18 protein-coding genes and 2 tRNA genes are annotated in these 22634 nt (G+C 67.2%); 17 read left to right on the forward strand and 3 right to left on the reverse strand.

Annotated features, from left to right (window positions below; all coding sequences use genetic code 11):
- The 17 genes from dnaA (at position 1) to KXC42_RS00085 (ending at position 20149) form a co-directional block, all read left to right on the forward strand.
- The gene (gene dnaA / locus KXC42_RS00005; RefSeq protein ID WP_219129742.1) at positions 1 to 1836 is read left to right on the forward strand and encodes a chromosomal replication initiator protein DnaA; all 1836 of its coding nucleotides are present in this window, start codon (positions 1 to 3) and stop codon (positions 1834 to 1836) included.
- 502 nt (positions 1837 to 2338) lie between these two features.
- Complete coding sequence (gene dnaN / locus KXC42_RS00010; RefSeq protein ID WP_024102543.1) at positions 2339 to 3523, forward strand: DNA polymerase III subunit beta; 1185 nt, start codon at positions 2339 to 2341, stop codon at positions 3521 to 3523.
- A gap of 22 nt (positions 3524 to 3545) precedes the next feature.
- Entirely contained in the window at positions 3546 to 4778 is a 1233-nt protein-coding gene (recF, locus tag KXC42_RS00015; RefSeq protein ID WP_006550913.1) for a DNA replication/repair protein RecF, read from the forward strand.
- Positions 4775 to 5347 (forward strand): DUF721 family protein, encoded by a 573-nt coding sequence (locus tag KXC42_RS00020; RefSeq protein WP_019290471.1) that lies wholly within the window; start codon positions 4775 to 4777, stop codon positions 5345 to 5347. The genes recF and KXC42_RS00020 overlap by 4 nt, the downstream gene beginning before the upstream one ends.
- A 215-nt stretch (positions 5348 to 5562) precedes the next feature.
- Positions 5563 to 7599, forward strand: a complete 2037-nt coding sequence (gyrB, locus tag KXC42_RS00025) for a DNA topoisomerase (ATP-hydrolyzing) subunit B (RefSeq protein ID WP_219129744.1) — start codon at positions 5563 to 5565, stop codon at positions 7597 to 7599.
- Between the two features lie 349 nt (positions 7600 to 7948).
- Positions 7949 to 11434 carry an ATP-binding protein gene (locus tag KXC42_RS00030; protein WP_219129745.1) on the forward strand — a complete coding sequence of 1162 codons (3486 nt, stop codon included), beginning with the start codon at positions 7949 to 7951 and terminating at the stop codon, positions 11432 to 11434.
- Positions 11431 to 11847 carry a roadblock/LC7 domain-containing protein gene (locus tag KXC42_RS00035; protein WP_006550917.1) on the forward strand — a complete coding sequence of 139 codons (417 nt, stop codon included), beginning with the start codon at positions 11431 to 11433 and terminating at the stop codon, positions 11845 to 11847. The genes KXC42_RS00030 and KXC42_RS00035 overlap by 4 nt, the downstream gene beginning before the upstream one ends.
- Before the next feature lie 13 nt (positions 11848 to 11860).
- Positions 11861 to 12235 (forward strand): DUF742 domain-containing protein, encoded by a 375-nt coding sequence (locus KXC42_RS00040; RefSeq protein ID WP_006550918.1) that lies wholly within the window; start codon positions 11861 to 11863, stop codon positions 12233 to 12235.
- 13 nt (positions 12236 to 12248) lie between these two features.
- Positions 12249 to 12803 carry an ATP/GTP-binding protein gene (locus KXC42_RS00045; RefSeq protein WP_024102547.1) on the forward strand — a complete coding sequence of 185 codons (555 nt, stop codon included), beginning with the start codon at positions 12249 to 12251 and terminating at the stop codon, positions 12801 to 12803.
- A complete protein-coding gene (locus KXC42_RS00050) occupies positions 12803 to 13615 on the forward strand; it encodes an MHYT domain-containing protein (protein WP_006550920.1) in 813 nt (270 codons plus the stop codon). Before KXC42_RS00045 ends, KXC42_RS00050 begins: the two co-directional genes overlap by 1 nt.
- 146 nt (positions 13616 to 13761) lie before the next feature.
- Complete coding sequence (locus KXC42_RS00055) at positions 13762 to 14601, forward strand: MHYT domain-containing protein (protein ID WP_024102548.1); 840 nt, start codon at positions 13762 to 13764, stop codon at positions 14599 to 14601.
- A gap of 226 nt (positions 14602 to 14827) precedes the next feature.
- A complete protein-coding gene (locus tag KXC42_RS00060; protein ID WP_257605945.1) occupies positions 14828 to 15559 on the forward strand; it encodes an MHYT domain-containing protein in 732 nt (243 codons plus the stop codon).
- A 148-nt stretch (positions 15560 to 15707) separates the two neighbouring features.
- The gene (gene gyrA / locus KXC42_RS00065) at positions 15708 to 18212 is read left to right on the forward strand and encodes a DNA gyrase subunit A (protein WP_006550923.1); all 2505 of its coding nucleotides are present in this window, start codon (positions 15708 to 15710) and stop codon (positions 18210 to 18212) included.
- A 78-nt stretch (positions 18213 to 18290) separates the two neighbouring features.
- Entirely contained in the window at positions 18291 to 19475 is a 1185-nt protein-coding gene (locus KXC42_RS00070) for a DUF3566 domain-containing protein (protein WP_257605946.1), read from the forward strand.
- A gap of 75 nt (positions 19476 to 19550) precedes the next feature.
- Positions 19551 to 19624, forward strand: a tRNA-Ile gene (locus tag KXC42_RS00075).
- 137 nt (positions 19625 to 19761) lie between these two features.
- A tRNA-Ala gene (locus KXC42_RS00080) sits at positions 19762 to 19834 on the forward strand.
- 99 nt (positions 19835 to 19933) lie between these two features.
- Entirely contained in the window at positions 19934 to 20149 is a 216-nt protein-coding gene (locus KXC42_RS00085; RefSeq protein WP_037217364.1) for a hypothetical protein, read from the forward strand.
- A gap of 42 nt (positions 20150 to 20191) precedes the next feature.
- On the opposite strand, the gene KXC42_RS00090 is transcribed toward KXC42_RS00085, so the two are convergent.
- From KXC42_RS00090 to KXC42_RS00100, 3 genes are read right to left on the reverse strand one after another with little or no spacing between them, the layout of a single operon-like run.
- Positions 20192 to 20764 (reverse strand): TetR/AcrR family transcriptional regulator, encoded by a 573-nt coding sequence (locus KXC42_RS00090; protein WP_219129747.1) that lies wholly within the window; start codon positions 20762 to 20764, stop codon positions 20192 to 20194.
- A gap of 31 nt (positions 20765 to 20795) precedes the next feature.
- Entirely contained in the window at positions 20796 to 21476 is a 681-nt protein-coding gene (locus KXC42_RS00095) for an ABC transporter ATP-binding protein (RefSeq protein WP_006550926.1), read from the reverse strand.
- Complete coding sequence (locus tag KXC42_RS00100; RefSeq protein ID WP_033098092.1) at positions 21473 to 22603, reverse strand: FtsX-like permease family protein; 1131 nt, start codon at positions 22601 to 22603, stop codon at positions 21473 to 21475. The genes KXC42_RS00095 and KXC42_RS00100 overlap by 4 nt, the downstream gene beginning before the upstream one ends.
- Positions 22604 to 22634 lie beyond the last annotated feature (31 nt).

Below are 22634 nucleotides of genomic sequence, written 5' to 3' on the forward strand. Positions count from 1 at the left end.
GTGAGCGACGAGCCGAACGCGCTGGCCGATGTGTGGACGGACGTCGTATCCGAGCTGACCATCGACGACGGAATGCTGACGAAGAGCCAGAAGGCATGGCTCGCGCTGGTAAAACCGATCACGCTCGCACAGGGATTCGCGCTGCTCTCGGTGCCGTCCACCCTCGCCCAGCAATCGATCGAACGCGATCTGCGCGAACCCATCCTCCGCACCCTCAACCGGCACCTCGGTCACCGGGTCGAGGGTCTCGGTGTGCGTGTCGAACCGCGGGAACGCATGGACGACCCCGCCGAGGATCCCTACGCCGAACCCCGCGACACGCTGCCCCTCGAGGGTCTGCCGGAAGATGCACAGCCTGTGAATCCGCGCACGGCAGAGCCCCGCAGCCGTGACCCGCGCACGGCAGAGCCCCGCAGCCGTGACCCGCGCACGGCAGAGCCCCGCAGCCGTGACCCGCGCACGGCAGAGCCCCGCAGCCGTGACCCGCGCACGGCAGAGCCCCGCAGCCGTGATCTGCGTCGCGACCCTCCGATGCCCCGGGATGTCGCCGGCGCGCGGGACGGGGCTGTGGCCAGGGACGGCGTCGGGCCGATGGACGGGGGATTCACCCGGGACGGCATGCTTCCCGGTGAGGGTGCGGCCTATCGGCGACGCCTGATCTCCTCGCGCGAGCACGACATGCTCGAGGCCGACCACGGCGAACTCGAGGAGGTCGACGACGACCGGGAGGCGATGACCGCCGTCCGCGAGTCGTGGCCGTCCTATTTCACCCAGCCCCCGCCGCCCGAGACGCCGCCCATCGGCAGCAGCAGCCTCAACGCGAAGTACACCTTCGACACCTTCGTGATCGGTGCGTCGAACCGGTTCGCGCACGCCGCGGCGGTGGCCATCGCCGAGGCACCGGCGCGCGCCTACAACCCCCTGTTCATCTGGGGCGCCTCGGGCCTGGGGAAGACCCATCTGCTGCACGCCGCCGGCCACTATGCACAGCGCCTCTTCCCGGGCATGCGGGTGAAGTACGTCTCCACCGAGGAGTTCACCAACGACTTCATCAACAGCCTCCGCGACGACCGCAAGGTCGCGTTCAAGCGGCGCTACCGCGAGACCGACATCCTCCTCGTCGACGACATCCAGTTCATCGAGGGCAAGGAAGGCATCCAGGAGGAGTTCTTCCACACTTTCAACACCCTCCACAACGCCAACAAGCAGATCGTCGTCTCGTCCGACCGGCCGCCCAAGCAGCTCGCGACGCTCGAGGAACGACTGCGGACCCGGTTCGAGTGGGGACTGATCACCGACGTCCAGCCTCCCGAACTCGAGACGCGCATCGCGATCCTGTCGAAGAAAGCACGCATGGACGGTCTGAACGTGCCGCACGACGTGCTCGAGCTGATCGCGAGCCGGATCGAACGCAATATCCGCGAGCTCGAGGGTGCCCTGATCCGTGTGACGGCCTTCGCGTCGCTCAACAGGCAGCCGCTCGATCTCACCCTCGCCGAGGTCGTGCTGCGTGATCTGATGCCGGATTCCTCGGCTCTCGAGATCAATGCCGCCACGATCATGGCTGTGACCGCGGAGTACTTCGGGACGTCGATAGACGACCTGTGCGGGCCCGGAAAGGCACGGCCGCTGGCGCAGGCCCGCCAGATCGCGATGTATCTGTGCCGCGAGCTCACCGACCTGTCGCTGCCGAAGATCGGGCAGACCTTCGGTCGCGACCACACCACAGTCATGTACGCGGACAAGAAGATTCGCAAGGAGATGACCGAGCGTCGCAAGGTCTACGACCAGGTTCAGGAGCTCACCGCGCGTATCAAACAGCGGTCCAAGCGCTGATTCCTCGAGCCTCGAGTTTCCATCCACAGGGAGCGTCCACAGGGCGCTCCCTGTCCCGTATCTCGAGAAATTTCCGGTCCCCACACCTGTGGACAAGGGTGTGCAGAACGTGGGATCTTTGTGGACGAACGGTGGACAAAGAATGAACAGTCTCGAGGAATCCACATTCATCCTCGAGAACTCCTCGAGTTCATCCTCGAGTTCGACGCCCTCGAGAACGTTGCCCCACCAGCCTAGACGGTCGTTCGTCCACAGATTCCACAGGCCCTATTACTACTTCTGTGAGTTCTCTTCAGAAATCTTCTTTCAAAACAGGTGTGTGGAGAGCGTCGGTCCACAGGCCCTCGAATGAGGCTCACGCCTCGAGCCTCCCGGCTTTCCAAGCAGCGAGGGAAGGCATAGCGTGGACCCGCATCCCCCGGCTCCGCTCTCATCGGTGTCGGGGTTCTGTGACAGACTTCGTAGACTTGTCGAGACCACGATCGAAGGGATCCACCGGGCGATGGAGCTGGGAAGTATGAAGTTTCGTGTGCCTCGCGAGGACTTCGCTGATTCCGTTGCATGGGTTGCCCGAAGCCTTCCGTCGCGACCCCCCGTTCCCGTCCTGGGCGGTGTCCTGCTCGGAGCGGACGAACGCGGGCTGACGGTCTCGGGCTTCGATTACGAGGTATCCGCGCAGGTCCACGTCTCGGCCGAGGTCATCACCCCCGGTCAGGTGCTGGTGTCCGGCAAGCTGCTCGCCGACATCACCCGCGCGTTGCCCCACAAGCCTGTGGATGTCGTGCTCGACGGCACCCGTGTGCTCATCACGTGCGGTAGCGCCAAGTTCTCGCTCCCCACCATGCCTGTGGAGGACTACCCGCAGCTGCCCGCGCTCCCGCAGCAGACCGGTGCACTCTCCGGCGATCTGTTCGCCGAGGCCATCAGCCAGGTCGCCGTCGCCGCCGGCAAGGACGACACGCTTCCCATGCTCACGGGCATCCGAGTCGAGATCGAGGGCACCGACATGGTGCTCGCTGCCACCGACCGTTTCCGTCTCGCAGTGCGCAAGCTCGAGTGGATGCCCACCGCGGAGTCCACCAGCTCGGCCGTGCTCGTGCCCGCAAAGACCCTCTCCGAGGCCGCGAAAACTGTTGGCGGGTCGTCCAACTCCCCGGTCCAGCTCGCGCTCGGCAGCGGGTCGTCGGTGGGCGCCGAGGGCCTGCTCGGCATCGTCGCCGAAGGTCGCCGCACCACCACGCGCCTGCTCGACGCCGAATTCCCCAAGTTCCGCCAGTTGCTCCCCAACGAGCACACCGCGATGGCGACCGTCGAAATCGCACCGTTGGTCGACGCGATCAAGCGTGTCGCGCTGGTCGCCGAGCGCGGTGCGCAGGTCCGACTCGAGTTCACCGAGGGCAGCGTGATGCTGTCCGCCGGTGGCGACGACGCCGGCCGCGCCGAGGAATCGCATCCCGCGGAGTTCTTCGGTGAGCCGCTGATCATCGCGTTCAACCCCGGCTACCTGCTCGACGGTCTGACGTCGCTGCACACCGACAAGGTCTCGTTCGGGTTCACCACTTCGAGTCGTCCGGCCGTGCTGCGGCCGGCGCTCGACGAGGAGCCCGTGCCGGATTCCTCGGGTACGTTCGCCGCTCCGGACAGCGATTACACCTATCTTCTGATGCCGGTGCGCCTGCCGGGCTGACCGGCCCCGAGACTGGACCCCCGTGTACGTTCGCACCTTCTCGCTGCGCGACTTCCGTTCGTGGAGAACGGTTTCCGTCGACCTCACTCCGGGGGCGACGGTCTTCGTCGGGCGCAACGGACACGGGAAGACCAATCTGCTCGAGGCCCTCGGATATCTGTCGACGCTGTCGTCGCACCGGGTGTCCTCCGACGGCCCGCTGCTGCGGGCCGGCACGTCGCGGGCGTTCGCCGGGGCGCTGGTCGTCAACAACGGTCGTGAGCTCGGTATCGACATCGAGATCAACGAGGCCAAGCAGAACCGGGCGCGGATCAATCAGTCGCCCGCCCGGCGTCCTCGAGAGATCCTCGGCATCCTCCGCACGGTGCTCTTCGCCCCGGAGGATCTGTCGCTCGTGCGCGGCGACCCGGGTGATCGCCGGCGGTTCCTCGACGAACTGCTCAGCACGCGTTTCCCGCGGATGAGCGGGGTTCGGGCCGACTACGACAAGGTGCTGCGCCAGCGATCCGCCCTGCTCAAGACCGCGGGGGGAGCACTGCGGCGAGGGAGTCGCTCGAGCGACGGGGCGGGCGCTCTGGCGACCCTCGACGTGTGGGACGGTCATCTCGCGGCCCACGGAGCCGAGCTGCTCGCCGCGCGCATCGCGTTGCTGCACGAACTGGCCCCGCACGTGTCCGAGGCGTACCGGTCGATCGCACCCGAGTCGCGTCCGGCGAGCCTGCGTTATCGCAGCAGCCTGGCCGACGCGCTGCCGCCGGAGTTCTCCGACCCGGCCCGCACGCCCGCGCCCGACGACCGAGAGTTTCTCGAGACCGTCTTCCTCCACCGCCTCGCGGAGGTGCGGTCGAAGGAGATCGAACGCGGCGTCTGCCTCGTCGGACCCCACCGCGACGATCTCGACCTGACGCTCGGTGCCGAACCCGCGAAAGGCTATGCGAGCCACGGCGAATCGTGGTCGTTCGCGCTCGCACTGCGGCTCGGGGCATTCGCCCTGCTCCGCACCGACGGCACCGATCCCGTTCTCATGCTCGACGACGTCTTCGCCGAACTCGACCGACGGCGCCGCTCCGCCCTCGCCGAGGTCGCCGCGACGGCCGAACAGGTGCTGATCACGGCGGCCGTGCCGGAGGACGTGCCGGCCGAACTGAACGGCGCCCGATACCCCGTGCATGCCGAGGACACCGAAGAAGGTCGTATCTCTGTGCTGGGATCGGTGCAACGGGAGACGGACCCGCTCACCGGGGAGGTCGGTTGAACGACGAACAAGCAGGTCCCGAACGCGGTGCCGGGCCGGAGCGCAGCGCGGACGAGCCGGAGCCGAAGGGCATCGATCTGGCCCGCCGCGCGCTCGAGGAGGCTCGAGCTGCCGCCAAGGCGAGCGGTAAGGCCGTCGGCCAGGGACGCGCGTCGCGCGGGCCGCTGCGCCCGAAACGCCGACGTCGTGGCTGGTCGGGGCCCGGGCCGGACGACCGCGATCCCCAGACCCTCGGTTCGCTCGCGCAGTCGCTGTCCAAACAGCGGGGCTGGTCGGCGCACGTGTCCGAGGGCACCGTCATGGGAAGCTGGGCGCGGGTCGTCGGCGACGACATCGCGAGCCATGCCCAGCCGACCACACTGCGCGACGGGATCCTGCACGTCTCGGCCGAGTCGACCGCCTGGGCGACCCAGCTGCGGATGATGCAATCGCAGATTCTCGCCAAGATCGCCGCGGCCGTGGGGCACGGGGTGGTCAAGGAACTGCGGATCACCGGCCCGACGGCTCCGAGCTGGCGGAAAGGCGAACGCCACATCCGCGGCCGCGGACCGCGCGACACCTACGGGTGATCCCGGGCTCGCTCCCGGCCCGTACGAGGGGCGAAAATCGGAGCGCGTAGGAAATCACGTTGTCCGGGTCGCGAAGAGGCCGCTACGGGGACGTCAGCGGTACGGAACGCCCGCTTTCGTGTCCGCCCCGGCGCAAGGCTCACGGGCACGTAGGATGGACAGGAATGCGTCGCGCGCGTGCGCGGGGCCGATCGGAGAAGGAGAGCTACCCACCCGTGGCTGCCCAGAAGTCGAACAACAACAAGAGTGAGTACGGTGCGTCGTCCATCACCGTCCTCGAGGGTCTCGAGGCGGTGCGCAAGCGCCCCGGTATGTACATCGGTTCCACCGGAGAGCGTGGCCTGCACCACCTGATCTGGGAGGTCGTCGACAACTCCGTCGACGAGGCCATGGCCGGTTACGCGTCGAAGGTGGAGGTCACCCTCCTCGCCGACGGCGGTGTCCAGGTCGTCGACGACGGTCGCGGTATCCCCGTCGGTATGCACGCCTCCGGTGTGCCCACCGTCGAGGTCGTCCTCACCCAGCTCCACGCGGGTGGCAAGTTCGACTCCGATGCCTACGCCGTCTCCGGCGGTCTGCACGGTGTCGGTATCTCCGTGGTGAACGCCCTGTCCACAACCCTCGAGGTCGAGATCGACAACGACGGCTACCACTGGGAGCAGACGTACACCGCCTCGAAGCCGGGCGAGCTCGTCCGCGGTGAGGCCACCAAGCAGACCGGTACCACCGTCCGCTTCTGGCCGGACCCGGAGATCTTCGAGACCACGACGTTCAACTTCGAGACCGTCGCGCGTCGCCTGCAGGAGATGGCGTTCCTCAACAAGGGACTGACCATCACTCTCACCGACGAGCGGGTCGCTCCCGAAGAGGTCACCGACGAGGACGTCCCGGAGACCGCCGAGGCGCCGAAGACCGCCGAGGACCAGGCCGTCGAGGCAACCGAGTCCGAGGTGCACAAGGTCAAGGTCCGCACCTACCACTACCCGGGTGGTCTCGAGGACTACGTGCGCCACATCAACCGCACGAAGTCGCCGATCCACAACTCCGTCGTCGGGTTCACCGCCAAGGGCACCGGCCACGAACTCGAGGTCGCGATGCAGTGGAACTCGGGTTACTCCGAGTCCGTCCACACCTTCGCCAACACCATCAACACCCACGAGGGCGGTACGCACGAGGAAGGCTTCCGTGCGGCGCTGACCACGGTCGTCAACCGCTACGCGAAGGACAAGAAACTCCTCAAGGACAAGGACCCGAACCTCACGGGTGACGACATCCGTGAGGGTCTCGCGGCGATCATCTCCGTCAAGGTCGCTGAGCCGCAGTTCGAGGGCCAGACGAAGACCAAGCTCGGCAACACCGAGGTGAAGTCCTTCGTGCAGAAGGCGTGCAACGAGCACATCTCGCACTGGTTCGAGGCCAACCCGGCCGACGCGAAGACGATCGTCACCAAGGCCGTGTCGTCGGCGCACGCGCGTGTCGCCGCTCGTAAGGCGCGCGAGCTCGTCCGCCGCAAGAGCGCGACCGACATCGGTGGTCTGCCCGGCAAGCTCGCCGACTGCCGGTCGAAGGACCCGAGCAAGTGTGAGATCTACATCGTGGAGGGCGACTCCGCGGGTGGCTCCGCCAAGTCGGGTCGCGACTCGATGTACCAGGCGATCCTTCCGCTGCGCGGCAAGATCATCAACGTCGAGAAGGCCCGGATCGACAAGGTCCTCAAGAACGCCGAGGTCCAGTCGATCATCACGGCGTTCGGTACCGGCATCCACGAGGAATTCGACATCTCGAAGCTGCGGTACCACAAGATCGTCCTGATGGCCGACGCCGACGTCGACGGTCAGCACATCGCGACGCTGCTGCTCACGCTGCTCTTCCGCTTCATGCGGCCGCTGGTCGAGGAAGGCCACGTCTTCCTGGCGCAGCCGCCGCTGTACAAGCTCAAGTGGCAGCGCAGCGAGCCGGAGTTCGCGTACTCCGACCGCGAGCGCGACGCCCTGCTCGAGGCGGGTCTGAAGGCCGGCAAGAGGATCAACAAGGACGACGGCATCCAGCGCTACAAGGGCCTCGGTGAAATGAACGCCAAAGAGCTGTGGGAGACCACCATGGATCCGAGCGTCCGCGTCCTGCGTCAGGTGACCCTTGACGACGCCGCTGCCGCCGACGAGCTGTTCAGCGTTCTGATGGGTGAGGACGTCGCGGCACGACGGAGCTTCATCACCCGTAACGCGAAGGATGTCCGCTTCCTCGACGTCTGATCACGGCCGGCAGCGCCGGAGAACTGCATGCGAATCCCCGCTGTGTCGTACATCACGGCGGGGATTCGCATGTTGTGCGCCCGGAAGTGGGCAGGGCCGTTAGCCTTCTTCGTTACTCGTGAGTACACTTCTATCGGCCATCTGTACGTGTGGCTGCCGACGAGGGGGCTGGGGCAGCGCGTGGTACGGGAAGAACTCACTCTTCCGTATCCGCTGTATGTCCCGATATGGTGCCCTCACCCGAAACGTCTCGTTCGACTGCACTCGATCGAAAACGCGCTCAACGGAGTGCAGTGCCGACTGGTGTTCGTCGCCCGGCGCGGACGGGGTGGAAGGAGAGCTGTGATCCATGAGTGACAAGTCGCCGCCCCAGCAGCGGTGGTGGAACATCGAGGGGTGGGGTCTTCGCAGGAAGGTCACCGCCGTTCTCGCTGTCCCCGTGACTGTGGCAATGGTCCTCGGTGGTCTTCGGGTCGAGAACGAGCTCAGCAACGCCGTCCACTTCTCGTCCGCAGCCGATCAGGTCGCAGCCGTGCCGGACATCGTGGATTTCTCGACGGCGTTCGCCACCGCCACCGCGGATGCCGCGGTCGGAACGGCGACCCCCGAGGAAATGGCGGCTCTCGGTGACGCTTTCGGCACGATCGCCGCGATCACGGAGAACCCCGAGCTCGATCCCGCCGTGACCGCCGACCTCAGCCGCACCGCCGCCACGGCCCAGTCGCTCTACACGAAGATTCAGGCGGGTCCGGTGCCGATCGAGGAGATCGGTGCCGTCACCAACGAGGTGCGCGACAGCCTCAACCGTGTCGTCGAGGCCATCCTCGGTGAGGTCGACGATCGCGAGATCATCGGCTACGGCGACCAGCTGATCAACGCGTGGTACTCGCAGCGCTACCTCTTCGGTCAGGTTCTCGGTCTGCTCCAGCTGATCGACGACCCGACCCAGCCGGGCACCGCGCTGGTGTCCGCCTCCGGCGCCGAGCTCGCGATGCTCGACCTGCTCGCCCGCTCCTACCTGATGGCCGATCAGCAGATCGCCGAACTGCGGGCCGGCGTCCAGGAACGTGCCGACATGGTCGACGCGGCCGGTTCCGGTCCGCTCCCGATCCTCGACATCCGCGCGTCGCTGCTCGACAGTGTCGACATCTACGGCACCATCATCGACGAAGCGTCGTCGCAGGTCAGCACTACGATTCAGGACCGCGCCGCGGAAACCCGCTCGGCCGCTCTCCGCGACACCGCGATCGTGCTCGCAGCCCTGCTCGCAGCCCTCGTGCTCGCATTGCTCGTGTCCCGCTCACTGGTCGGCCCGATCCGCCGCCTGCGTTACGGCACGCTGAAGGTCGCGCGGCAGGAGCTGCCCGAGGCCATCGACCGCATCAAGGTCGGCGACAACATCGAGGATATCGAGTTCACCCGAGTCCCGGTGCACACCACCGAGGAGATCGGTCAGCTCGCCCGCGCCGTCGACGACATGCACGGGCAGGCACTGCGTCTCGCCGGCGAGCAGGCACACCTCCGCCTGCAGATCAGCGACATGTTCGAGACACTCGCACGTCGCTCCAAGTCGCTCGTCGAGCAGCAGCTCGGCCTCATCGAACGACTCGAGTACGAGGAGAAGGATCCGGCCCGACTCGAGAGCCTGTTCCGCCTCGACCACCTCGCCGCGCGTATGCGCCGGAACGGCGACAACCTGCTGATTCTCTCCGGTACCCGCACGCGCCGCGGTCACTCCGCGCCCGTGCAGCTCGGCGACATCCTGCGCGCCGCGATGTCGGAGGTCGAAGACTACCAGCGCGTGCAGATCGGTTCGACTCCCGACGGTGCCCTCAGCGGCGCGGTCGCGACCGACATCGTGCATCTGCTCGCCGAGCTGGTCGACAACTCGCTGCGCGCGTCGCCGCCCGACAGCAACGTCACCTTCAGCTTCGCGCGAGCCGTCGACGGTGGCCTGCTCGTCGAGATCGCCGACCGCGGTATCGGTATCCCGGCCGACGAACTCGAGTCCATCAACCAGCGTCTCGCCAAGGGCGGCGAGGTCGGTCCCGACACCGCACGCCACATGGGTCTGTTCGTGGTCTCGCGACTGGCCGAGCGGCACGGTCTCACCGTGCGCCTGCGCCCGACCTTCGACACCGCGCGCAACCCGGGTATCACCGCGAGCGTCCACATCCCGGACGTCCTGCTGGTCTCCCCGTTGGCGTTGTCGCACACCGGTCCCCAGCCGCGCATCGAGATCGAAGCGGAGGAGTACTCGGCACCGCAGGCGCTCTCGGCGCCCGTCGCCCCGCAGGGTCTGCCCGCGGCCGACGACCGGCACGAGTACGCGTCCTCGCAGCCGCTCGACTCCGCCGACGATGTCCGTGCGGACGAGTCCGACGATGCCTACGACAACGGCTACGCGAACAACGGTTACGCCGCCGATGTCGACGAGAGCGCTTCCGCCGCATGGGATGCGGAGCCGTCCTACGACGACGAGCGACGCGACGAGCCGCAGCGCGACAATCAGGCACCGTCGGCATCCCGCGAGTTCGGCCCGTCGGGTCTTCCGCAGCGTCGCCCGGGTGGAACTCCGGGTCTGCCCACGCGTCAGCCGGGCGAGACGCCTGGTCTCCCGACTCCACCCCGGTCGCCGCAGCCGCGCCGGATCGAGCCGGACGCCGCAGCAGCCTTCGCGTCGTCGCTGCCTCCGCGCGGTCCTCGTCGCGGGCCGGACGAGACCAACGGTCACCCGCTCGACGGCCGCAACGGTGCCGGGCCACGACCCGACGCCGATCGGTCTCGCCGGGAAGGGCTTTCGGGTCTTCCGCAGCGTCGTCCCGGTGCCACACCGGGCCTGTCGCCAACGGACTCCCAGCAGTCGCAGTCGCAGTCCTTGCCGGTCCGTGAGCCCCAGCAGGGTTCGGCGCATCGTGCACCCGCCCCGCAGCAGCGACCCGCGTCCCCCGGTCTTCCGCAGCGTCGGCCGGGCGCGACTCCCGGCCTGCCGGGACGGGCTTCCGGATCGTCCCCGTCCGTTCCGCAGAACCGGCCGCAGCAACAGCCGTCGGCGGGACCGCTCGCAGGTGGCGACGCCGCAGGCCGCCCGGACACACCGAACCGTCCCGACCTGCCCCAGCGCGCCCCCGCGCCGGACGCACAGCGCGTCCCCGAGCAGGATGCGGACCGTCGGCAGCAGGAACCCTCGACGGGTTTCCCGCAGCGTCGTCCGGGAAGCGCGCCCGGTCTGCCGCGTCGTCAGCCGGGCAGCACGCCGGGGCTTCCGCAGCAACCCGCTGCGTCGACCAACGCTTCCGAACCCGATTCGGCCGCAGCGGTCTCCGGCCCGAGCATCGCCGACGGTGGCTCCGTCTCGCCGCACAGCGACGCGCAGCAGGCGGCCCGCCATCGCTACCGGACCAACTCGGCGAAGACCGCATCGTTCTTCCAGCCGCGGTCCGACCTCGCGTCGGCCCGTCCGCAGCCGGCGAACACCCCGATCTTCACCACGATGATGTCGGACTGGCTCGTCGACCCGACGAGCCTTCCGGAGGACCGCAGGAAGCGGGAGTGGCACTCCGCGGCGGACGCGGGTTGGGAAGCCGCACAGCGTGCTACCGAGTCCCCCGTGGAGGAGCACACCACCGCGGGTCTTCCGCGGCGCGCTCCCGGCGAGCGTCTGGTGCCGGGTGCTGTTCGGGCACCGGCAACGGGTGAGCTGCCGAGGACCATTCGACGTCGAGACCCGGAAGCCATCCGGGCCAACTTGAGCCGCCATCAGCAGGGTGTCCGCAACGGACGCGCCTCGGCGAATTCCAGCAATCGCGAGAACGACGAACAGGGAGTTCGATGAATATTGATCATGGATCCGACGCAGCTCGTCCATTGGACTGGTTGGTTTCCAACTTCGCGCGCGAAGTCCCGGGTGTCTCGCATGCCGTGCTCGTGTCCGCCGACGGTCTGCTCATGGCCGCCAGCGCCCACCTCCCGGTGGATCGTGCCGAGCAGCTCGCTGCGGTGACCTCGGGCCTGGCCAGCCTGTCCAACGGTGTGTCGCAGCTGTTCGACGGTGGGGGTGTGCTGCAGTCCGTCGTGGAGATGCAGCACGGCTACTTGCTGCTGATGAGCGTCGGCGACGGCTCGCACCTGGCGGCTCTGACCGCCTCCGAGTGCGACATCGGACAGGTCGGTTACGAGATGGCGCTCTTGGTCGATCGAGTGGGTGCTTCGGTCGAAGCCACCCCGCGGGTCGGTCTAGGGTCCTGACGTCGAGGTGGCCATGGAATCGCGGAAGCCGGAGTCCGTGCCGGATCAGCCCAGTCTGGTCCGGCCCTACTCCCTGACTTCGGGACGTACGAGTCCTGCGGTCGAACTGGCGTTGGAGGCGCTCATCCAGGCCATTCCGGGAACCGACGATCGGTCCCGGGATCTGGACAACATCAATGCCACGATCCTGGAGCTGTGCAAGGAATCACCCTCCGTCGCGGAGATCGCCGCGCGCGTGGGGGTGCCGATCGGCGTGGCACGCGTGCTCGTCGCCGATCTCGTCGAAGCCGGACACGTACAGATCCTGGCCACGCTGAAAGACGATTCGAGCGACGCGGAGCGTCGTGAGCTGATTGAAAGGGTCCTCAGTGGACTTCGCGAACTCTAACGCCACGAAGCGCGTGACCTCGACCAAGATCGTGATCGCCGGAGGCTTCGGCGTCGGTAAGACGACTCTGGTCGGGACGGTGTCGGAAATCGTGCCGCTTCGTACCGAGGCGCTCGTGACGAACGCCAGCGACGGCGTCGACAACCTCTCTGCGACACCGCAGAAGGCGACCACCACGGTCGCCATGGACTTCGGTCGTATCAGTCTGGCCGACGACCTCGTCCTCTACCTGTTCGGCACGCCCGGACAGCACCGCTTCTGGTTCATGTGGGACGACCTGATCCGCGGCGCCATCGGGGCGATTGTGCTGATCGATACGCGTCGCCTGGATGAGAGCTTCGCCGCCGTCGACTTCTTCGAGGCGCGCAATCTCCCGTTCATCGTCGCCATCAACGAATTCGACGATGCTCCCCGGTACCCGCTCGAGGACATCCGTCAGGCGATGGCGATCTCGGCGGATGTGCCGATCGTGTCGATCGATGCGCGAGCACGTGAGTCGGCGAAGCAGGCCCTGGTCACCGTCACCGAATACGCTCTGCGGAAGCTGCACCAGCCGGTGACCCAGTAATGGGGGAGGGCCTCGAACTCTTCACGATGGGCTCGTGGGTCACGGTCCTCGCCTATCTGACCTCGGCGATCGGGGTGTTCATCGGGGTCACCGGTGCTCGACGGGTCCGTACCACCTCCAGCGACCGATTGCGTTCGTACTGGATGATTCTCGCTGCCCTGGTGAGCGGTGGCGTCGGTGTCTGGCTCGCTATGTTCCTTCCGATGGCGGGCTTCAACGTCGAGGACAGTGTGGTGCGGTTCGACACCGTCACCATCGTGTTCTCGATGCTCGTCGCGCTGGTGTCGGTGTACGTGGCGCTGCTCGTCGCGATCCCGGACAACGCTCCCGCCACCCTCGCCCGGACGGTCACGGGTGCTCTCGTGCTGGGCGCCGGCCTTGCGGGCGCGCCGTTCTCGGTCCTCGCAGCGGTGCGGATCCAGGGATCGCTGACCTTCGATCCGCTCTGGGTCGCCGCAGCGGTGGGGCTGGCGATCGCGACGGCCGTGGGCTTCCTGGCCCAGGTGAAGACGGCGGACACGTGGCCCAAGCGTCTGCTGAGCAGCGCGTTGGCCGGCGTCGCCGTGATCGCGGTGCACTTCCTCGCCGCCGCGTCGGTCCGTGTGGAGATCGACCCCGCCGTGGTGGTTTCCGGTGGGATCGAGGTCTTCTCCATTCTCTTCCCGCTCTTCGTCGTAGGCCTGTTGCTGCTGGCCGTTCCGATCGTCCTGGTGCTCCAGGCCCCGGATCGTCTTGCGGCGGAACTGGAAGAGGAATCCGAGCGGTGGGCGGCCGACGGCCCGGTAGATCCCGTCGACGGTCGGACCTTCTGAATATCGTCCGAACATGTTGTAAGTCAACATATCTGGTTGAAATCCCGGAAGTGGAGTAGTCTTCTGTGCAGCGTCGGGGGTCGCTGTCGGTCTACTCGGCACGACACGGATCGATGTGCCGTGCGTGCCGCTTCCTGGGGGGCAACATGTCGCACGAGGTTCACCATTTTTCCATGGGCGGTTGGCTTTTCGCACTCGCCTACATCACGTCCGCAGTGGGGTGCTATGCCGGTCTGTCCTGCGCGCGCAAGGCTGCGAACGCATGGACGTCGGTCGCCCGGACCCGATGGACACTCATGGCAGCCCTGTCCATCGGGGGCGTCGGAATCTGGTTGATGCACTTCATCGGGATGATGGGCTTCGACGTACCCGGTTCCGCGATCCGTTACGACCTCGGACTGACGCTGCTGTCGGTCGCGCTCGCCGTGACGGCCACGCTGGTCGGATTGCGGATCCTCGACACCGACGTGCAGTGGATCCGTGGGTTGCCGTCGGATGTCCGGCTTCTCGTCGGCGGCGTGATCATGGGCTTCGCGGTCGCCGGCATGCACTACAGCGGCATGGCCGCGGTGCGGATCCAGGGCGAACTCGAGCAGGGACGGTCGTACGTCGCGGCGTCCGTCGCGATCGGTGTCGTCGCGTCGATCGTCGCGTTGTGGCTGTCGCGGGTCGCGGAACGGCCGGCCGTGCGGATCCCGGCCGCCGCCGTCATGGGATGCGCCGTGGTGGCACTGCACTACACGGGCATGGCCGGGATCGCGGTGACCGTCGATCCGTCCGCTCCGAATCCGGAGGGGATGACCATCATGACCCTGCTGTTCCCTGGGTTCATCATCGGTGTCGCGCTGCTCGCGGTGCCGGTCGTAGCTCTGATGGCATCGGCGAGCACACAGGACCTCGAGCAGGAGCGGGAGATGGCGATCTGGCTCGGTGGGGACGGCCCTGAGACGGTCTCCCGTCCTTACGGGCGACATGTGAAACGGTGATGTGATGTGAACACCCACAGCGCGATAAGCTCGCTTACGCTGCTGGAAAGTCGGGGTGCAGCCCGCATCGGGTAGGTCGTGGCGCGTGCCCTCCGAGCGCGGTGGTGACAGCGCGCCGCTGTGAGGACCTCACGTGTCGCACGACGTACACGACTTCTCCATGGGATGTGGGTTTTCCTCCTCTCCTACGCCACCGCTGTGATGGGCTCCTTCGTCGGATTGTCCTGTGTCCGGCGGTCGCTCGAAGAGCCGCGGCAACTGGTGGCTCCTCACGGCATCGTTGTCCATCGGCGGCGTGGGCATCTGGCTCATGCATTTCATCGGCATGATGGGCTTCTCCGTGCCGGGTACGACCATCCGATACGAACTGGCACCGACGGTCTTCTCTGTCGTGCTCGCCGTCGTCGCGACCCTCGTGGGTCTGCGGATCGCCGACGTGCACGACGTCAGCAAGCACCGCATTCCCGAATCGGTGCGGTTGCTCATCGGCGGTCTGCTCATGGGCGCCGCCGTCAGCATGATGCACTACAGCGGCATGTACGCCATCCGCATCCGGGGCGCGATCGAACACGAGACGGGGTACGTGATCGCCTCGGTGATCATCGGTGTCGTCGCCTCCACGGCCGCGCTCGCACTGGCCCGCCGCACGCGTCGTCTCGAGATCCGCGTCGTCGCGGCCTTCGTCATGGGATGCGCGGTCGTGGCGCTGCACTACACCGCCATGGCCGGCGTGCGGGTCACCCTCGATCCGAGCATGCCCGCACCCGAAGGCATGACCGTGATGTCGCTGCTGTTCCCTGCGTTCGTCCTCGGCATCATCGTCCTGGCCGTGCCGATCACCGCGCTGCTGCTCGCCTCCGACCCGGAGGACGCCGTGCGCGACGTCCGGCTCGGGCAGTGGGCGTCGGAGGCGGAACGGCAGGTGGACCGCGACCCGGTCACCGGATCCCACATGTGAGAACTCGGTTCCGGACAGATCTCGGGCTGTGAAGTGCCTGTCCTTCTCGGCATCGGCTGACCTGCACCTATAGACTCGTGTGGTTGCGAGACGTCCGTCGGGCCGAAGGCCGGAGCCGGGCGTGCGAGCCGAGTAGAAGAAGGAGCTCATGACCGACACCACGTTGCCTCCGGAGGGGCCGGGGCACGACCGCATCGAGCCCGTCGACATCCAGCAGGAGATGCAGAGCAGTTACATCGATTATGCGATGAGCGTGATCGTGGGCCGTGCTCTGCCCGACGTGCGTGACGGTCTCAAACCGGTGCACCGTCGCGTGCTCTATGCGATGTTCGACAACGGCTTCCGTCCCGACCGCGGGTACGTGAAGTCGGCGCGCGCGGTCGCCGAGACCATGGGCAACTACCACCCGCACGGCGACGCGTCGATCTACGACACGCTCGTGCGTCTGGCGCAGCCGTGGTCGATGCGCTATCCACTCGTCGACGGCCAGGGCAACTTCGGTTCCCGCGGCAACGACGGCGCCGCCGCCATGCGGTACACCGAGTGCCGGCTCACGCCGCTCGCGATGGAGATGCTGCGGGAGATCGACCACGAGACGGTCGATTTCCAGCCGAACTACGACGGCCGCACGCAGGAACCGACGGTTCTCCCCAGCCGTATCCCCAACCTGTTGATCAACGGTTCGGGCGGTATCGCGGTCGGTATGGCCACCAACATCCCGCCGCACAATCTCGGGGAGGTTGCGGAGGCCATCTACTGGGCGCTCGACAACTTCGAGGCCGACGAGGAGACCACCCTCGCCGCGGTCATGGAGCGGATCAAGGGACCGGACTTCCCGACCGCCGGCCTGATCACGGGCACGCAGGGCATCCACGATGCCTACACGACCGGTCGCGGATCGGTGAAGATGCGCGGCGTCGTGGAGATCGAAGAGGACTCCAAGGGCCGCACCAGCATCGTCATCACCGAGCTGCCGTACATGGTCAACCCGGACAACCTCATCACGTCGATCGCCGAACAGGTCCGCGACGGCAAGATCGCGGGCATCTCCGACATCCACGACGAGTCGTCCGACCGCGTGGGCATGCGCATCGTCGTCACTGTCCGCCGCGACGCGGTGGCCAAGGTGGTTCTCAACAACCTCTACAAGCACACGCAGCTGCAGACGAGTTTCGGCTGCAACATGCTGTCGATCGTCGACGGGGTGCCGCGCACGCTGCGCCTCGACCAGATGATCCGGTTGTACGTCGACCACCAGATCGAGGTCATCGTCCGGCGTACGCGGTACCTGCTGCGCAAGGCCGAGGAACGCGCCCACATTTTGCGCGGCCTGGTCAAGGCCCTCGACGCGCTCGACGAGGTCATCGCGCTCATCCGCGCGTCGCAGACCGTCGACATCGCGCGCGCCGGCCTGATCGATCTGCTCACGGTCGACGAGATCCAGGCCGACGCCATCCTGGCGATGCAGCTGCGTCGCCTGGCTGCTCTCGAGCGTCAGAAGATCGTCGACGACCTCGCCGAGATCGAGCGCGAGATCGAGGACTACAAGGACATCCTGGCCCGTCCGGAGCGGCAGCGCGCCATCGTCCGCGACGAGCTGAAGGAGATCGTCGACAAGTACGGCGACGAGCGCCGCACGCGGCTTGTCGCGGCCGACGGCGATGTCAACGACGAGGACCTCATCGCACGTGAGGACGTCGTCGTCACCATCACCGAGACCGGTTACGCCAAGCGCACGCGCACCGACCTGTACCGCTCGCAGAAGCGCGGCGGCAAGGGCGTCAAGGGCGCCGAGCTCAAGCAGGACGACATCGTCAAGCACTTCTTCGTGACGTCCACGCACGACTGGCTGCTGTTCTTCACGACGAAGGGCCGCGTCTACCGCGCGAAGGCGTACGAGCTGCCCGAGGCGAATCGCACGGCGCGTGGTCAGCACGTCGCGAACCTCCTGGCCTTCCAGCCCGACGAGCGCATCCAGGGCGTCATCCGCCTCAAAACCTACGAGGATGCGCCGTACCTGGTGCTCGCGACCCGCAACGGCCTGGTCAAGAAGTCGCGCCTGTCGGACTTCGACTCCAACCGTTCGGGCGGCATCGTCGCGATCAACCTGCGCGGCGACGACGAGCTCGTCGGCGCGGTGTTGTGCTCCGCCGAGGACGATCTGCTGCTCGTCTCGCAGCAGGGCCAGTCGATCCGTTTCTCGGCCACCGACGAGGCGCTGCGTCCGATGGGCCGCGCGACCTCCGGTGTGCAGGGCATGCGGTTCAACGGCGAGGACAAGCTGCTCTCGCTCAACGTCGTCAAGGAGGGCACGTACCTGCTGGTCGCTACCTCGGGTGGTTACGCCAAGCGCACCCCGATGGAGGACTACCCGGTCCAAGGTCGCGGCGGTAAGGGTGTTCTGACCATCCAGTACGACCGCAAGCGTGGCAACCTGGTCGGGGCGCGCATCGTCGAGGACGACGACGAGTTGTACGCCATCACCTCGAGCGGCGGTGTCATCCGCACTGCGGCGAAGCAGGTGCGCAAGGCAGGCCGTCAGACCAAGGGCGTGCGGCTCATGAACCTGGCCGAGGGCGATACATTGCTCGCGATCGCGCGCAACGCCGACGAGCCGGACGAAGCCGACGCAGCCGGAGCTAAGGAGTCGTAAGTGAGCACTCCCCAGGGACCGAACGGGGCCGATCGCGGGCAAACCGGTCGGAAGCCGGAGGACCGTACAGAGAACGAGGTGAAGCCCGAGAACAAGGGCACGCAGCAGGGCCCGGCCTCGGAGCAGAAACCGGCGCCGAAGAACCGGCCGTCGCAGTCGTCACCGGCCCAGCCTTCGCAGGCTCCTGGGGCACCGGCGGAGGGTTCGTCCGCTCCCGCAGCGGGAGCAGCGGACCCGGCACCCGTGCAGGGTCCGGCCGACCAGCAGCCGGCAGCAGGCCGGAAGGCCGCCGAGCCGACGGCGAAGGCGGCGCAGGACACGCCTGCTCAGGGCGGCCCCCAGAAGTCCGGTGGTGCCTCAGCGGACGGTAAGAACGGATCGGCTGCGGCCGATCAGCCGGCCACAGGTCAGCAACGCACCGCCCAGATGCCCCGCTCCGGCGGCCCGACCCCTCCCTGGCAGCGGGGAGCGGCGTCGGCGCAGTCGGGCTCCCCGCAGAACGCTCCGCAGACGAACGTTCCGGGTGTGGGTCAGGGTCTGTCCAAGCAGGGTGGAGCGCCTCAGCGCCCCGCTGGGGCCTCGGCCAAGGGCTCTGCGGCCGGAGGCCCGGAGCCGTCGACGCGTCCCGTCGTGACCGGCACAGCGGCTCCCAATGCCGCCGGAGGAGCTAGCCCGGCCGGGGGCGGAGACGCCGCGCGCGGGACGCGCGACCGGGCTGCTGCAGCGAAGGCGAAGTCCGCGGTAATCGACGGCCCGACACGGCACATCGAACGCAAGGATCTCGCCAAGGACCTGCCGGATCTGTCCGCAGTGAAGCATCCGTCGACCGGTTCGCCGAGCACGGGGGAGACCCCGCAGGTGAGCGCCCCCGCCACCACCGCGGTGCCCACGGCGATCCCCGCCGCCGGACCGCTGCGGGCCACCGTGCAGATCCGCCGTATCGACCCCTGGTCGATGCTGAAGATCTCGTCGGTGATCTCGGTGTCGTTGTTCTTCGTGTGGATGATCGCGGTCGGCCTACTCTACGGCGTGCTGGCCGGCATGGGGGTATGGGAACGCCTCAACAGTGCGTTCACCGACATCGTCTCCGACGCCGGTAGCGGTGCGCTCGTCTCGGCCGGCCAGGTGTTCGGCTACGCGACGATCATCGGCATCGCCAACACGGTGTTGCTGACGGCTCTCGCGACCCTCGGTGCGTTCATCTACAACCTCTGCACCGATCTCGTAGGCGGCGTTCAGGCCACCCTCGCGGACCCGGATTGACCTGCCGGAACGCTGCCCCGCCGAGGCGATTTGTTTCCGGCGACCCCGGTGGGGTAGTGTTCCATCTCGGTTCGAGGGCCTATAGCTCAGGCGGTTAGAGCGCTTCGCTGATAACGAAGAGGTCGGAGGTTCAAGTCCTCCTAGGCCCACTCCCGTGCCGAAAGGATGATCGGAATGAGGGTTCTCGCGCTCGTGGGAGCCGGGATTCTGATCGTTCTCGGAATCGCTCGCATGCTTCGGAGCGAAGACGAATGGCACGCGGTTCCCAGTCGCTGACGCGGCGGACGGGGCCTTAGCTCAGTTGGTAGAGCGCTGCCTTTGCAAGGCAGATGTCAGGAGTTCGAATCTCCTAGGCTCCACAATCACATGAATGCAGGTAAAGGGCGCTTCCGATCTTTCGGAAGCGCCCTTTCTCTGTTGCTGCCTCGGCCCGTCTGCCCACATTCCACACTCGAAGGGTGACGCCCCGCCTCTCTCCGCGACTCGCCGAGATCGTCGCGGCGCTGCCGCTGGAGCCGCACCTACGTGTGCTGGATCAGGGTCGGTGCACTCGACGGTCGGCACCCGAAGCCGGCAGGGTCGCTCTGGAGCGGATCGCGGCGGCGACACGGCCGGATGCGCGCCTGTTCGTCGACGGTGGTGACCCGCTCCGGGAGCTTGTCACCCCGAGGTGATCGTGAACGGTCCCGGATCGACGGTCCGTTTCACGTGAAACATCAGGAGAGCGCGGTGGTGAGAACCCTGCGGATCGAGGAGCGCACCTCCTCGAGCTTGCGGCCGGATTCGATCAATTCCGTTCCCTTGTGCACGAGCGCGGTGACGAGCTCGGCATCGAGTTCGGGATCCGCGACTCCGAGGACCCGCAGCGACTCGACGAGGGGGAGGACGAGGTCCTGATGCATGGCGTGCATGCTCTCGTCACTGAACGCCTGAGGGGTGAAAGCGGCGAGAGCACCGACGATCGCGTGCTCTCCCTCGGCGACCAGCTGCAGATTGACGTCGATGTACGTCAGCACCCGCTCCGTCGGATCGGACACCTTCTCCATCGCCTCGACCACGCGCGTGTTCCAGCGCGGGAACATGTCGACGACGACCGCGTGAAACAGGTCGTCGCGCGAATCGAAGTAGTTGTAGACGCTCGACCGGGCCAGACCCGCACGACGCGCCACGTCGCCGAGCGAGGGTGCCTGTTCCGGTTTCTCGGCGAGGAGTTCGAGCGCCGCGTCGAGGAGGGCACGGCGCTGCGCTGCGCGGTGCTCCGCGACCGTCGCTGCGGAAATTTTCGGCACCGCCGGCCCTCCTCGTTCGGCTGTCGACCGTTCAGTCGTGTGGTCGAAGTCTTCCGTCGACCATTTCGAGCACGCGGTCGCAGTGCCGCAGGATTTCGTGGTCGTGGGTGACCATGATCGTAGCCACTCCACTGGTGTGGGTTTCCCGTGCCAGCAGTTCGACGACCTCGTGGCTGCGTTTCCGATCGAGGGCGGCGGTGGGTTCGTCGACGAGCAACAACGACGGTTCGGCCATCAGGGCCCGCGCGATGCCGACACGTTGACGCTCACCGCCCGAGAGCTGCCCGGGTCGCCGCTGGGCGCGGTGCTCCATACCCACCGAGGCGAGCAGCTCGTCAGGGTTCCGTCCGGGGCGTCCGGCGATCTTCTCGACGAGGAGCAGTTGATCGCGTGCGGTCAGGGCGGGGAGGAGATTGCCGGACTGGAATACGAACCCGACCCGCTCTCGGCGCAGCTTCGCGGTCGCCCGCGGGTCGAGTGCGGTCACCTCGATACCGTCGACACTCACGGTGCCGGAAGTGGGTCGGCCGAGGCCACCGGCGACCGCCAGCAGACTCGATTTGCCGGCACCGGACGGCCCGACGACGGCGACCAGTTCACCCGGCTCGACGCCCAGGTCGACGTGATCGAGGGCGTGGACCGTGCTGTCGCCGTCGCCGAAGGACAGGCAGACGTCGGACAGTGCGAGGCCGGTGGAGGTGGTGACGGTCATCTGTTCTCTCCCAGGGCAGCGAGCGGATCGACACGGACGATGCGGACCACGGCGAGGGCGGCGCCGAGCAGGCCGAGGACGACGAGCAGAACGGCACCTCGAGCGACGGGGCCGGATTCGAGGACGAAAGGCATGCCGCTGCCCTCGAGGCCCGACCCGAGTCCGAGACCGACGAGCACACCGAAGGCGACCGAGCCGACGAGCACGATCACGGCCTGCAGGAGGGCGTCGCGCAGGAGGAATCCGGTGGAGGCGCCCATGGCGCGGAGGACGGCGATCTCACGGCTGCGCTGCACGGTCCAGATCGTGAAGAACGCTCCTACGACGAGGGCTGAGATCGCGTAGAGGAAGGCGGTGATCATCGACATCGTCATCATCTCGGCGCTGTAGCCGGGGGAGGAATCGAACGATTCCTCCAGGGTCTTCGCTGTCGTACCGGCTGCTGCGTCACCCGCGGTGAGATCGGGCAGTGCTCCGTCCACACCCTCGATCGCGACCACACTGGCTTCGGTGTACGCGCTCGGAGGGACCTGTTCACCGAGCCGGACACCGGCGTGGATCTCCTGCCAGGTGCTCAGGGGAAGGTAGGCGACGTCGACGTGACCGAAGGTGCGCTTGTCGGAGGTGAACCCGACGACGTCCAACCGGGTACCGAGACGATCGACGACGATCGTGTCGCCGAGTTCGACGCCGGTGGCGCGGGCGCTGTCGCTGAGGACGACATCGGTGTCACCACCGAGCGGTGCCCCCTCGGAGACCGAGGGTTCGAGGAACGAGCCCGGCCGGATGCCGAAGAGTGTGAGGTCCACGGGGACCCCGCTCTCGGTTTTCGCGTTGACGATGGTGTTGCCGAACAGTTCGGCGCGAGCGACGTCCGGGCGGGCACGCCAGGTGTCGGCCTGGTCTTCCGTGACCACGGATCGGGAGAATGCGGAGTCGGCCTTGGTTCCTTCGGCGAAGGCGAATGCCTGCACCGGTGTGCGCTGCAGTGCCGAGACGCCGTCGACGACGAGACCGGACGACAGACCGGACAGGATCACCATGAGGATCGAGATGAGCGCGACGACGGCGCCCATCAACAGGAAGCGGGTGCGCGCGAACCATAGTTCGCGCATGGCAAGAAACATGTGGAGTCCTTCGTGGGCTGGACCGGGTATG

Source organism: Rhodococcus sp. LW-XY12 (genome assembly GCF_019317345.1).
In the GTDB taxonomy this organism is placed as follows: Bacteria; Actinomycetota; Actinomycetes; order Mycobacteriales; family Mycobacteriaceae; genus Rhodococcus; species Rhodococcus pyridinivorans.